The sequence below is a fragment of the Massilia sp. IC2-278 genome (genome assembly GCF_020708045.1).
Lineage (GTDB): Bacteria > Pseudomonadota > Gammaproteobacteria > Burkholderiales > Burkholderiaceae_D > Telluria.
In genome coordinates this window covers 216,639-229,905 of the sequence record NZ_JAJFES010000002.1, presented here as the reverse complement: position 1 = coordinate 229,905, position 13,267 = coordinate 216,639, and the positions used below count along the sequence as shown (strand labels likewise).

Sequence of the window (13,267 nt, the reverse complement as noted above, 5' to 3'; positions counted from 1 at the left end):
CATCCGCTTCCCCGTACCTGCTGGAATAGGCTCTAACCAAAAACCGTGCTGCGGTCAAAAGCTGCAAGCTGTTAAGATTGCGGGCTGCGCGTCCCCTGCCGGCGCGACCCACGAATCCTTGCCATGGCTGACCTGATCCACGACTTCATCTTCGATTCCGCGCGCCGCACGCCTGGCGCCGAAGCGCTTGTGTATAGCGCGGCGCGGCTCGATTACACCGCGCTGGCCGCCGCCGTCGAAGGCGCGGCTGGCGCGTTCATCGCCGCCGCGGTACAGCCGCGCGAGCGCGTCGCCGTGTTCCTGGAAAAGCGCATCGAGAACGTGGCCGCCATGTTCGGCGCCTCGCTGGCCGGCGCCGTGTTCGTGCCGGTGAACCCGCAGCTGAAGGCCGAGCAAGTCGCGCACATCCTGGCCGACTGCAATGTGCGCGTGCTGCTGACTTCTCCCGAGCGCCTGGCGCAGCTGGGTGAGGCGCTGGCGCAGTGTCCGGATTTGAAGACCGTTTTCGTCACCGGGGCCGCCGTCCCAGCCGAGCGCTTCGAGGTGCGCGGCTGGGATGCCGCGCAGGCAGCGCCGGAGCAGGCCGTGCTGGCCGCGCGCCGCGCCATCGACGCCGACATGGCCGCCATCCTCTACACCTCGGGCAGCACCGGCAAGCCCAAGGGCGTGGTGCTCTCGCACCGGAACATGGTGGCCGGCGCCCGCAGCGTGGCCAGCTACCTGCACATGGCGCCGCAAGACCGCATCCTGTCAGTGCTGCCGCTCAGTTTCGACTATGGCCTGAGCCAGCTGACCTGTGCCTTCCTGGCCGGCGCCACTGCCGTGCTGCTGAACCACCTGTTCGCAAAAGACGTGCTGAAGGCCGTCGTGGACGAGCGCATCACCGGCCTGGCCGCCGTGCCGCCGCTGTGGTTCCAGCTGTGCGCCTTGCCCTGGCCTGCGGATTGCACGCTGCGCTATCTCACCAATTCAGGCGGCGCCATGCCGGCCACCACGGTCGCCGCCCTGCGCGCCGCGCTGCCACGCGCCCAACTGTTCCTGATGTACGGCCTGACCGAAGCCTTCCGCTCGACTTACCTGCCGCCGTCGGAACTCGAGCGCCGCCCCGATTCGATAGGCCGCGCAATTCCGAACGCGCAGGTGATGGTGGTGCGTCCGGACGGCACGCCGTGCGAACCGCACGAGCCGGGCGAACTGGTGCACCGCGGCGCCCTGGTCTCGCTCGGCTACTGGAACGACCCGGTGAAAACCGCCGAGCGCTTCAAGCCGGCGCCGGGGCACGATCCGGCCCTGCCGCTGGTCGAGATGGCCGTCTGGTCCGGCGACACCGTGCGCATGGACGAGGAAGGCTACCTGTACTTCATCGGCCGCAGCGACGACATGATCAAGGTCTCGGGCTACCGCGTCAGCCCGAACGAAGTCGAGGAAGCGGTGTACGCCACCGGCCTGGTGGCGGAAACCGTCGCCTTTGGCGTGCCGCATCCGCAGCTGGGCCAGGCCATCGTGCTGCTGGCCCTGCCAAAGGAGGATGTGGGCGACAAGGCCCTGCTGAAGGAATGCCAGCGCCGCCTGCCGGCCTGGATGGTGCCGGCGCATATCGCCTTCGTGATGGAAGCCTTCCCGCGCAACCCGAACGGCAAGATCGACCGCAAGAACTTGCGTATGAATTACCTGACGATGTTTGAAGACACCCCATGAACGCCAAGCCCGTCCACGCCGCCCAGACCCTGTTCCCCGTGGTCGACGATTGCCTGCAGGTCGGCGGCATCCCGCTCACCCGCCTGGCCCAGCGCGTCGGCAGCACGCCCTTCTATGCCTATGACCGCCGTCTGTTGAGCGAACGCGTCGCCCATGTGCGCGCCCACATCCCGCCAGCCGTCGAACTGCACTTCTCGATGAAGGCGAACCCGATGCCGGCCCTGGTGCAGCACATGGCGGGCCTGGTCGACGGCATCGACGTCGCCTCCGGCGGCGAACTGAAAGTGGCGCTGGACACCGGCATGGAACCCGCCCGCATTAGCTTTGCCGGCCCGGGCAAGTCGGATGCGGAACTCACGCGCGCGGTGGCCGCCGGCATCGTGGTGCATGCCGAATCCGAGCGCGAGATCCGCGCCCTGGCGCGCATCGGTAACGCACTCGGGATCGCACCGCTGCTGGTCCTGCGCATCAACCCGGACTTCGAGCTGAAGGGCTCGGGCATGCGCATGGGCGGCGGCGCCAAGCAGTTCGGCATCGACGCCGAGGAAGCGCCGCGCATGCTGGCGCTGGCCTTCGAGCTTGGCTTGAGCGTGCTGGGCTTCCACATCTTCAGCGGCTCGCAAAGCCTGAAGGCCGAGGCCATCGTCGAGGCCCAGGCCCAAACTTTGCTGCTGGCGGAACGCCTGGCGGCGCATGCGCGCGATCCGCTGCGCATCCTGAACATCGGCGGCGGCTTCGGCATTCCCTATTTTCCGGGCGAAGCGGCGCTCGACCTGGCGCCGATCGGTGCGGCGCTGGAAGCCGCCCTGCCGCGCGTGAAGGCCAGCCTGCCCGATGCCCAGCTCTCGATCGAACTGGGGCGCTACCTGGTCGGCGAAGCCGGCGTGTACGTGGCGCGCGTGGTCGACCGCAAGGTCTCGCGCGGCCAGGTCTTCCTGGTCACCGATGGCGGCTTGCACCACCACCTGGCGGCATCGGGCAACTTCGGCCAGGTGATCCGCAAGAACTACCCGGTCGCCATCGGCAACCGCATGGGCGCCGGCGCGGCGCTGGAAACGGCGTCCGTGGTCGGCCCGCTGTGTACGCCGCTCGATCTGCTGGGCGAGCGCATGGAGCTGCCGCAGGCCGAGGTGGGCGACCTGGTGGTCGTGTTCCAGTCGGGCGCCTATGGCCGCTCGGCCAGCCCGCAGGGTTTCCTCAGCCATCCGGATGCGCCCGAGGTGCTGGTGTAAAGCGACGGGAGCGTTTGATCAGGCGTCCAATCGTGTGGAAGGTTCTGTTGAATTTGCGATAAATTCATTGTTGCAGGAAAATAAACAACGAACCATACTACCTGCGTTCACTTCCGGCGGCTCCCGGCGTCGTTGGACGCCGCTCCGGAACGGCTGCGGCCACCCAGGACCCACGACATGCTAGCGCACCAGACCTACAGCTTCGAATCCCGTTTGTCCGACCAGTTGCAGCGCGCCCTCGCGCTGTGCGCGGTCCACCTGCCCGATGCGGCCGTGCGCGTGCGTGCCTTTCTCGCGCACTTTGCCGATCCCGATCCCTACGCCGGTTTCAAGGCCATTCCGCCGGCGGCGCGCGCCATGCACGATGCGGTGGTGGCCGAGCGCGGCGAACAGGCCGGCGCCTGCTTCCTGCTGGCCGCGGTGCTGATGGGCGTGCGCGACGCGCTGAAGAGCGAGCTGATGGCGCGCCTGCCGCCGCGCGTACGCACCCACCAGTTGCGCCAGTTCGCGCGCATCGCGAACCACGACGAAGCCTTTTTGCCGTTCTGCCGCCTGTACAGCGACGTCTTTTTAAAAGAGTTCGGCCTGGCCACGCTGCGTTTGTACGCGGGCGCCTCGAGTGTGATCGATCCGCGTTCCGGCATGGGACGCTCGATGCTGTGGAAGGGCGGCCTGCTGCAACTGCCGGGCCGCGCCTGGCTGTTCGCGCGCGCCGGCGGCTTCAAGCCTTATTTCGAAATCCACGTGAACCGCCTGTACCAGGACGAGTTCAACGAGGAAGGCCGCAACGAGTGCTACCGCTGCTGCGTCGACCTGTATGAGCTGCATCCGCAAGCCCTGGGTATGATCGCCGGCAGCTGGTTCTACGACCCGGTGGTCGAGATCATCAGCCCGCACCTGGCCTACCTGCGCACGGTGCCGGAAGAAGGCGGCGCGCGTGCGCTGTTCGTCTCGCACGACGAGCAGGCCGTCAAGAACGCCACCGCCACCTCGGAAAAGCGGCGCGCCCTGCAGGCTGCCGGACAATATCGTCCGGCCGCGTGGGCGCTGGTATGGCCGCGCCGCGCGCAGATGGCATGGGCGCGCCGCCACAAGGACAAGAACGACTGACATGACCATCAAACAAGCCGTACTGCGCGCCGCGAAAGCCGCCGGGGTCTTCGCCCTGGTGCGCGCCGCCACCCGCCGCCAGCCGCGCATCCTGTGCTACCACGGCGGCAACCTGGGCGACGAGCGCCGCTACAACCCGAAACTGTTCTGCACCCGCGAACAGTTGCGCGAACGCCTGGAGTGGCTGCGCCGCACCGGCTTCGTGCCGGCCACGCTCGACGAAGTCGCCACCCCCGGCTTTGCGCCGGCCAAAGGCATCGCGGTGGCGATCACGCTCGACGACGGCTGGTACTCGTCCTGGCACGACCTGCTGCCATCGATGGCCGAATACGGCTACCGCCCGGCGCTCTACCTGCACACCGAAGCATATGAGGCCGGCGCGCCGATCATTCCGGTGAGCGTGCGCTACATCCTGTGGAAGGCGGGGCCGGTGTCGGCCACGCTGGCGGGCTTCGGCGCCGGCATGGACGGGCAGTGGACGCTAGCGGACCGGGAAGCGCGCCACCGCCTGTGCGCCGCCGCCGAGGCCTGGCTGCTGGCGCAGGCCCCGCAGGACGTGGCGCCCGCCCTGGAGCGCTTTGCCGCCGCACTGGGCGTGGCAAAGGCCGATCTCGACCTGGCCTCGCGCCGCTTCAGCTACATGACGCGCGGGGAATTGCAGCAGGCGGCCGCCGGCGGCTGCTCGATCGAGCTGCACGGCCACCTGCACGAATACCTGCCCGGCCAGCCCGAGCGCAACCGCGCGAATATCGAACTGTGCCGCGAGAAGATCGTCGCCGCCGGCCTGCCGCATCCGACCCATTACTGCTACCCGAGCGGCGCCTTCGACGCCCAGGCGCCGGATGTGATGCGCGCCGCCGGCGTGGCTACCGCCACCACCTGCCTGCCCGGCCTGGTGCGCATCAAGGATGACGACACGCGCTACCTGCTGCCGCGTTTTCTCGATGGCGGCGACGTGTCGATGATCGAGTTCGAGGCCGAGATGAGCGGCGTGCTGGAACTGCTGCGCAAATTGACCGGGCGCTGAAACGCCACCGAAACAAAAAACGCGCCCGAGGGCGCGTTTTTTGTTTCGGCGATTCCGCAGTCAGGAACGGCAGCGTACGTAGGGTGGGCACTCTGTGCCCACGCGGTACGTGCGCCGCCTTGCACCGACAACCGCCACTTGTCGCTCCAAGGCCCGACCGGTAGTCCCAAACGCCTGATCAGCTTCTTGTATCCATGGCGATTGCGCGAGCGACACCTCGCGGCACCAGGTGCATGGAGACGTCCGTACCGCGTGGGCACGGAGTGCCTAGCGCGACCCGGCCCACCCTACGTCATCGCTACCGGCTTCGGATACCGCATCACCCCACCAATTTGACGCGGATCCCCATCTTGCCCAGCGCCGTCTCCACCCGCCCGAAGCCATAGCGTTCCAGCCCCTGCGGCGACCTGGCCAGGCGCCACAGCACATACAGCGTGACGGCATAGGTCAGCGCCCCCACCGCCACGCACATCAGCAGCGCGATGATGTAGTCGAGCGTCACGCCGTGGCGCAGCTGCAGCTGGCTCTTCACGGCCAGCACGGCGCCGCCCATGACCAGCGAGGCCACGAACGGCCGCACCAGCTGGCGGCAGAAGGTGGTCCAGCCCAGGTTCAGGCAGCGCGCCACCATGCCCTGGTTCACCGGGATCATGGCAATGCCGGTCGTCAGGTAAGCCATGGAGGCGCCGATCACGCCGAAGTACTTCACCGCCGGTACCAGCAGCGCGCACATCACCACCGCCTGCACAGCCCACACGATGGTGATCAGGCGCGGCCGGCCCAGCGCCAGGTAGACGTAGGTGATGTTGGTCTGCACCGCCTTGATCACGCCGTGCACGGCCAGGATCTGGATCAGCGGAATCGCCGCCAGCCACTGCCAGCCCAGCGCCGCCGGCACCAGCACGTCGGCGATCACGCAGATGCCGATCCCGGCCGGGATCGAGAACAGGGCGATCGACGAGATCACCTTCAGGAAGCTGTCGCGCAGCAGCTCGAGGTCGTGCGCGGCCTTGGAATAGCCGGGGAAGGCGGCGCGGTTGATCGGCGCCACCAGCTCGGTGGTCGGCAGGGTGGCGATCTCGGTGGCGATCGAGTGCGTGCCCAGCAGGGCCGGGCTCGTGTAGTGGGCCAGGATGAACTGGGCCGCGCGGTTGTTTACGAACTGGATGATGTTGTTCACCACCAGCCATTTCGAGGCATGGAACATCTCGCCGCGCGCCGCCAGCGACAGGCGCGGACGGTAGGTCGAGATCACGTAGGACTGGATCACCGACAGGATGGTCCCGGCCAACTGGCCCAGCACCAGCGCCCAGTAGTTGCGCATGATGAAGGCCAGGGGAATGGTCACCACCAGCGTCGCCAGGCGTTTACTCAGCAGGAAGCGGAACTCCTTGTCGAAGCGCATCTCGCGCTGGAACTTGACGGTGCCGATGTTCGAGAAGCCTTGGATCACGAAGCCCAGGCCCAGGATGTACAGGATGTTCGCCAGGTCCGGCTGGTTGTAATAGGCCGCTGCCGGAATCGCAATCGCCGCCATGCAGATGCCGCAGACGGCGGCGAAGATGACGTTGAAGGTCCAGGCCGTGTTGAAATGGTCGGGCCCGGCCTTCGGGTTCTGGATCAGCTGGATGTCGAAGCTGAACGACACCAGCAGCGAGAGGGCCGAGTTGATGATCATCGCCATCGCCACCAGGCCGAAGTCGGCCGGCACCAGCATGCGCGCCAGGATCAGGGTGCTGATCAGGCCGATGCCGCGGTCCAGGAATTTAAAGGCGACCATCCACACCGCGCCCTTGGCGATCTTGGTGTCGATCTCGGAAACGGGCTTCAGGCTCATCGCACCGCCTCGTCGAACAGGCGCGCCAGTTCGGCCGCCTTGTGCGCGCGCGCGGCCTGGGCGATCACTTCGTCCGGGGCGATGTAGGCGCTGCCGTCGCGCAGGCCCGGGATGAAGCGTTCCAGTGCCGCGCCGATTTCACCTGGGTTGTCGACCTGCGCGGTGAGCGTGAAGCCGGCGCCGCGCAGCACCTGCGCGGTTTCGCCAGCCGGGTCGACCAGGCCGAGGATGGGTTTGCGGGTGCGGAAGTATTCGTAGACCTTGGCCGGGATCTGGTTGTTGAAGGGCGTGCCCTGGAACAGCAGCAGGCCGTCGGCGGCCAGCATCTCGCCCAGCGCGTCGCGGTAGGGCACCGGCGGCAGCACCTCGACGATGTCGCCCACGCCATGGCGGTCGACCTTCGCCTGGGTGGCCGGGATGTTGCCCGGCGCGCGCAGCACCACGCGCAGGGTGGCGGCGTCGATCTTGCCGGCGGCCTTCAGCGCCGCCAGCGCGGCCAGGAAGGATTCCGGGTTGCGCCCGGCGTCGTACAGCACGCCGCTGTGCAGCAGGGTGGTGCGCGGCGAACGAGGCACGGGATTCGCGGCCGCCGCTTCCAGCAGGCGCCCGAATTCTTCCTCGTCGTAGCCGTTCTCGATCACCAGGAACTTGGCCGGATCGACTTCCGGAAAGCGTTCGCGGTAGGAGCGCAGTGCGCTATGCGTGGTGAATACCGCGAAGCGGCAGCGGGTAATCGTCTGGCGCTCGATCCAGCTATAGATGGCGCGCAGGCGCTTCGAGGTCGGGTGCGAAGGCTGCAGCATGGGGTCGCGGAAGTCGGCGATCCACGGCAGGCCGGTGAGGCGGTGCAGGCCGAGGGCGATCAGGTGGGCGGTGGCCACCGGGAAGGTCGACCACAGCACCTGCGGCTTGTAGCGGCGGATCATGGACAAACCGGTCGGCATGGCGCCGAACCACCACGACACGTAGCGGTCGGGCATGGCCATCGCTTCCACGTAGCGGCCCTTCCAGCCGAGATGGACCTTGGTGTCGAGCGCGAACGGGCGCTTGACGACCAGTTCCGGCGGGATCGCGGCCAGCTGCGAAGAATTCTTCACGCCATAGGCGCGCGGGTGGGCCGACAGCACCATCGGTTCCCAGCCGTGGCGGCCGAGGAGGCGGGAAAAGCTCAGCGTGCGCTGGATGCCGCTGCTGCCCGCCTGCGGCGGGAAGTGGAATGCGATGAGTAATGCGCGTTTGTTCATGGGTGTTTCGCCTGGCCTTGCGGCCCGTGTTTTTCTTGTTATGCCGTTCAGCCGCGCGCCAGCCATTGCAGCAGGCGCATGGCGAAGCGGTTCGGGGTGCGGTCCCAGGGCCGGCTGCGCGGCAGCTGGAAGCGGTCGTGGTGGCGCGTCATGGCCCCCACCGCGGTGGTGAAGGCGGCCAGGAAGCCGGCTTCGCGCACCATCGCCACGTGGCGCGCGTCGTAGTCCTTGCCGACCTTGCCGTTCGGGTAGGCGAACATCGGCACCGGTTTGCCGATGATGGCTTCCAGGTCGCGCTTGCTGCCGGCGATTTCCTGCATCGCGCTGGCGTCGTCGAGGCTGGTCAGGATCGGGTGGGTCACCGTGTGGGCGCCGATCTCGATGCCGTGGCGGTCGAGGTTGACCACCATTTCGGGGGTCAGCATCAGGCCCTCGGCGGCGCTGTCGCCGACCAGGGTCTCGAGGCGCAGCACCAGGCGGCTGCGTTCCTGCGGCGGCAGGTATTTCGAGGCTTCGGTCAGCTTGCCCAGCGTGGTTGCGCGGTCCGGCATGCTGCGCAGCGAGTACACGCCGAGGCCGAATTCGGCCAGGTCGAGTTCCTCGGCCGGCAGGGTCTCGACGGCTTCGACGATGCGGTCGTTCCACATGGTGTGGCCGTTCACGAAGCCGCTGCTGACGAATACCGTGGCCGGCAGCTTCAGGCGGCGCAGCACCGGCAGCGCCAACTCGTGCACCGAGCGGTAGCCGTCGTCGAAGGTGATGCAGACCGCGCGCGGCGGCACCCGGCCCGATTCGATGGCGGCCAGGGCGTCGCGCAGCGACAGCACGTTGAAGCAGCGCGCCAGCAGTTCCATCTGCCAGGTGAAGGTGTCGATGTCCGGCTCGGACGCCAGGAAGGGACTGGGCGCGGCCAGTACCCGGTGGTAGTTGACGATCGCCACACGGCCATTGCCGCGCGTGAAGCGGGCGATGGCATTGCCGGCGGATCGGATCAGTTGGTCATTCATCGGTAGGGAAGAATCCGCAATTATTATTCGTTTGCCAACCACTATACATGTTGGGAGGCAATTGTGGATGCGGATACGGTGCGCGCGTGCGCAGGCTGCAGGGGCGCGGAAGGAGGAATAGAAGCGGGCGCAGCAGGAGGCGCGGCCGGCGCCCCCTGTTGCTGCGCCATTTCCGCCAGCGTAGCCGGCAGCAGGCGCTTCTCGATCACCAGCACCAGGCCGAACAGGCAGAAGATCAGGTCGACGTAGGCGAAACTGAGCGCGGCGCCGCCCAGGGCAAAGGCGAAGATGCTCAGCTGGATCATGGTGGCCATGGTCGGCAGCCAGGACGGCGCGCCGGCGCGTTTCGCGCGGCGTGCGATGGCGCCGGCCTTGAAGAAGGCGCTCGCCAGGCAGCACAGATACAGGAACAGGCCGCCGAAGCCCTGTTCGCCCATTACCTGGAAGTACACGCTGTGCGCGGCGCGCCCGACCGTGGTGTTCGGCACCGCGTGGCCGGTGTAGAACCAGGGGTAGGAGAAGAAGTCGCGCGACAGCTCGGTCCAGACCGGGAAGTATTCGAGCGACTTGAAGCCGCCGCCGAAGAAGGGGTGCTTCATCGCCATGATGAACGACAGCTTCCAGGCCACCACGCGGCCCATGAAGGAGGCATCCTCGTCGGCCGCGCCGATGGTGTCGATACGGCTGGTGTAATCGGCGCTGATGAAGGGGATCAGGGCCGCCACCAGGCCGATGATCAGGAAGGTCAGCAGCACCTTGCGGTCGCTCTTGATATACAGGTAGGCGCCCAGTGCCGCCAGGGCCACGAAGCCGCCGCGCGACTGGGTGCCGATCACGCCGAACACCAGCAGGGCCATGGTGCCCAGCAGGCCCAGGCGCAGCGCTTTCGACTGCTTGCCGTACTCGCCCAGCAGGTAGTAGCAGACCGGCAGCGTCATGACGAATGCCAGCGACAGCTCGTTGCGGTCGCCCAGCACGTGGCCCGGCATGCCGGCGATGTTGTGGCCGCCGCCGCTGGCGAGGAATTTCAGGGCTTCCAGGTCGGCGTAGAAGCCGACCGACAGCACCAGGCACCACAGCACGAAGTCGACGTGCAGCTTGTCCTTGATGGTCAGGGCCACGAACACGAACAGCATCACCACCTTGAAGAAGCGGGTCAGGTATTCGAACGAGACCTCGGGCGGCGCGATGGTGGTCATCGTACTGATGCAGGTCCAGAGGAAGAACAGCAGCACGAAGCTGCCGATCATGCCCAGCTGGACCTTGGGCTTGTGCTTGTAGGCCAGGTAGCCGAGGATGGCCACCGCCGTGAACAGCAGGTTGTAGCGGATGTGCCCGGCCATGCCGTAGACCCAGCCGTTCGGGAAGAACAGCGCGGTCCAGACCCACATGCCGACCGCGATGAAGGGACGCTGCACCATCGCATACAGCATGATCGGCAGCAGCGCCAGCAGGAAGAGGTCACGCATGGCCGCGCTCCTTGTTCAGGGCTGCGGTTTGCGCCGCCCGGGTTTGCACGTCCTGGGCCTGGCGGCGCTTGTCCGCCTCGGCCAGTTCGGCCGCCTTGGCGCGCGCCTTGTCGGTGCGCAGCGCCCACAGGCAGAGATAGACCACGGCGCACAGGTCGATCGCCCACAGAAGAGATTCCATCGTTCAGTTCATCCGTTTCAAGGTCGGGCTCAAATGTGCTCGAGTTCAGGCTTCAATTCAGGCTTCAATCCGGGCCAGGGCCGGCGTGCCGGCGCGCCGCGCCAGGACCTCGCCGAACAGGCGCAGCTGGCCTTCGGTGGTGTCGTCCCAGCTGAAGCGCTCGGCATAGCGGCGCGTGGCCGCGCGGTCGGGGTAGTTGGCGCGCAGGACGTTCACGGCGTCGGCCACGCCCTGGTAGCTGCGCTCGGCCATCAGCACGCCCGCTTCGGGCGCGGCCACCACTTCCGGCGTGCCGTACACGCGGCTGGCCACCACCGGGGTGCCGCAGGCCATGGCTTCGAGCAGCACGTTGGCCCAGCCTTCGCGGCTGGACGACAGCACCAGGGCGTCGGCGCTGCCGTAGTGGCCGCGCAGCTGGGCTTGCGGCACGGCGCCGAGGAAAGTCACGCGGTCGGTCACGCCCAGCTGGCTGGCCAGCGCTTCGAGTTTGGCGCGGTCCGGGCCGTCGCCGGCCAGCACCAGGCGCACGCCCGGCAGCAGGGGCAGGGCGCCGATGATCAGGTCCTGGGCTTTCACCGGCACCAGGTGGCCGACCGCCAGCAGCGTGAACATGTCGTTCGGGGTACGCTCGATCGGGCGGAACAGTTCCAAGTCGACGCCGTTCCTCAGCGAGACCACGCGGTCGGCTTCGATGCCCATGCCGACCACTTCGTCGCGCAGGGCATTGCACACCGTGATGATGGCGTCGGCGCGCTTTGCCGCCCACAGGATCTGGCGGCGCGGCAGCGCGTATTGCGGGAACAGGGTGATGTCCGAGCCGCGCGCGGTGATCACCAGCGGCTTGTTGAAGGTGCGCGCCAGCATGGCGGCGGCGACGCCGTCCGGATAAAAATAATGGGCGTCGATCAGGTCGAAGTCGAAGCCTTCGTCGATCATGCGGCCGATCGCCGGCTTCACCGCCTGCGCCAGCAGCAGCGGCGCCACGCTCATGCCGACTTTCGGCAGCACTGGATAGCGCGGATGGCGCACGTCGATCCCGTGGCGCACTTCCTGGCGCGGCGCTTTCGCAAAGCGCGCGTACTGGCCGTAACGCGGGTTGGTCGAGGGGAACCAGGGAATCGGCGCCACCACGCGCGATTCGACCCGCTTGCTGGCCACCAGGTGGCGCAAGCGGGTTTCCACGAAAATCCCGTGCCCCGGCTTTTCCGCGTTCGGGAACAGGGTGCTGAAAGTCAGGATCTTCATGCAGCCTTCAAGCCGGTCAGGCGGCCATAGATGTTCTTGTAGCGCGACACGCTGACCGGCCAGTTACGCTCGGTCTCCACATAGGCGCGTCCGGCCGAGCGCAATGCGGGCCACAGCATCTTCGCGTCGAGCAGGTCGCCGACCTTGGCGGCCAGCGAAGCCGGGTCGTCCGGTGCGAACAGCACGCCGGTCTTGCCGTCGACGATCAGCTCGCGGTGGCCGCCCACGCTGGATGCGGCCAAAATGCGGCCCTGGGCCATGGCTTCCAGTGGCTTCAATGGCGTGACGAGGTCGGTCAGGCGCATCGACAGGCGCGGGTAGACCAGCACGTCGAGCAGGTCGTAATACTTCTGCACCTGGTCGTGCGGCACGCGGCCGGTGAACACCACCTTGTCGGCGATGCCCAGGTCTTTCGCCTGCTGGCGCAGGTTGGCATCCTGCGGGCCGCCGCCGACCAGCAGCACGCGCAGGTCGGGGTGGCGGCTTGCGAGCGCCGGCAGTGCGCGCAGCAGCACGTCCAGGCCTTCGTAGGCGTAGAAGGAACCGATGAAGCCGATCAGGCGGTTGCCTTCGAAACCGAGTTTACGCTTGAGTTCCAGGTCGGCTTCGCCGCCAACGGCGAACTTGTCGATGTCGACCGCGTTCGGGATCACCGTGACTTTGGCTGCCGGGATGCCGCGCGCGACGATGTCGCCGCGCAGGCCTTCGCAAATCGTGGTCACGGCATCGGCGCGTTTCAGGGCATAGGTTTCCAGGCCGCGCGTGAGTTTATAACGCAGGCCGTTTTCGGTGCTGGTGCCGTGGTCGACGGCGGCGTCTTCCCAGAAGGCGCGCACCTCGTACACCACCGGGATGCCGAACTTGCGGCCGGCGCGCAGGGCGGCGATCGCGTTCAGGCAGGGAGAGTGGGCGTGCAGCACGTCGGGTTTCACCGTCGGGATGATCTCGATCAGGCGCTTTTCCAGGCCGCGGATCACTTCGAGCTGGTTCAGCACCGGCATCTTCGCCAGCGCACTGGTGGAACGCGGGGTGCGGTAGAAGTGCAGGCCATCGGCCGTTTCTTCCGCCAGGTCGTTGCCGCCCTGGTGCTTGGCACCGGTGACGTGGAAGGTTTCCCAGCCGAGCGCGCGCTGCTCGCGCAGGATCGAGGCGGTGCGGAAGGTGTAGCCGCTGTGCAGCGGGATCGAATGGTCGAGGACGTGAAGGACACGCATGTA

At 67.3% G+C, this 13,267-nt stretch carries 11 protein-coding genes; 4 read left to right on the top strand and 7 right to left on the bottom strand.

From position 1 onward, the window contains the following. Positions 1-123 precede the first annotated feature (123 nt). From LK540_RS05880 to LK540_RS05865, 4 genes are all read left to right on the top strand, one after another. Positions 124-1,698 carry an acyl-CoA ligase (AMP-forming), exosortase A system-associated gene (locus LK540_RS05880; RefSeq protein ID WP_229436112.1) on the top strand — a complete coding sequence of 525 codons (1,575 nt, stop codon included), beginning with the start codon at positions 124-126 and terminating at the stop codon, positions 1,696-1,698. Beyond that, a complete protein-coding gene (locus LK540_RS05875; protein ID WP_229436111.1) occupies positions 1,695-2,930 on the top strand; it encodes a pyridoxal-dependent decarboxylase, exosortase A system-associated in 1,236 nt (411 codons plus the stop codon). Before LK540_RS05880 ends, LK540_RS05875 begins: the two co-directional genes overlap by 4 nt. Before the next feature lie 177 nt (positions 2,931-3,107). After that, entirely contained in the window at positions 3,108-4,040 is a 933-nt protein-coding gene (locus LK540_RS05870; RefSeq protein WP_229436110.1) for a hypothetical protein, read from the top strand. A 1-nt stretch (position 4,041) separates the two neighbouring features. Then, entirely contained in the window at positions 4,042-5,067 is a 1,026-nt protein-coding gene (locus tag LK540_RS05865) for a polysaccharide deacetylase family protein (RefSeq protein WP_229436109.1), read from the top strand. A gap of 319 nt (positions 5,068-5,386) precedes the next feature. On the opposite strand, the gene LK540_RS05860 is transcribed toward LK540_RS05865, so the two are convergent. The 7 genes from LK540_RS05860 to LK540_RS05830 are packed head-to-tail and all read right to left on the bottom strand — an operon-like array spanning position 5,387 to position 13,264. Continuing rightward, entirely contained in the window at positions 5,387-6,904 is a 1,518-nt protein-coding gene (locus tag LK540_RS05860; protein WP_229436108.1) for a lipopolysaccharide biosynthesis protein, read from the bottom strand. Then, complete coding sequence (locus LK540_RS05855) at positions 6,901-8,148, bottom strand: glycosyltransferase (RefSeq protein ID WP_229436107.1); 1,248 nt, start codon at positions 8,146-8,148, stop codon at positions 6,901-6,903. The genes LK540_RS05860 and LK540_RS05855 overlap by 4 nt, the downstream gene beginning before the upstream one ends. A gap of 47 nt (positions 8,149-8,195) precedes the next feature. Then, complete coding sequence (locus tag LK540_RS05850; protein WP_229436106.1) at positions 8,196-9,155, bottom strand: polysaccharide deacetylase family protein; 960 nt, start codon at positions 9,153-9,155, stop codon at positions 8,196-8,198. A 41-nt stretch (positions 9,156-9,196) separates the two neighbouring features. Next, positions 9,197-10,624, bottom strand: a complete 1,428-nt coding sequence (locus LK540_RS05845; protein WP_229436105.1) for a putative O-glycosylation ligase, exosortase A system-associated — start codon at positions 10,622-10,624, stop codon at positions 9,197-9,199. Then, a complete protein-coding gene (locus LK540_RS05840; RefSeq protein ID WP_229436104.1) occupies positions 10,617-10,805 on the bottom strand; it encodes a hypothetical protein in 189 nt (62 codons plus the stop codon). Before LK540_RS05840 ends, LK540_RS05845 begins: the two co-directional genes overlap by 8 nt. A gap of 57 nt (positions 10,806-10,862) precedes the next feature. Then, positions 10,863-12,050: a glycosyltransferase family 4 protein gene (locus tag LK540_RS05835; RefSeq protein WP_229436103.1), complete on the bottom strand. Its 1,188-nt coding sequence runs from the start codon at positions 12,048-12,050 to the stop codon at positions 10,863-10,865. Then, on the bottom strand, positions 12,047-13,264 hold the full coding sequence (locus LK540_RS05830; protein WP_229436102.1) for a TIGR04063 family PEP-CTERM/XrtA system glycosyltransferase: 1,218 nt from the start codon (positions 13,262-13,264) through the stop codon (positions 12,047-12,049). The genes LK540_RS05835 and LK540_RS05830 overlap by 4 nt, the downstream gene beginning before the upstream one ends. Positions 13,265-13,267 lie beyond the last annotated feature (3 nt).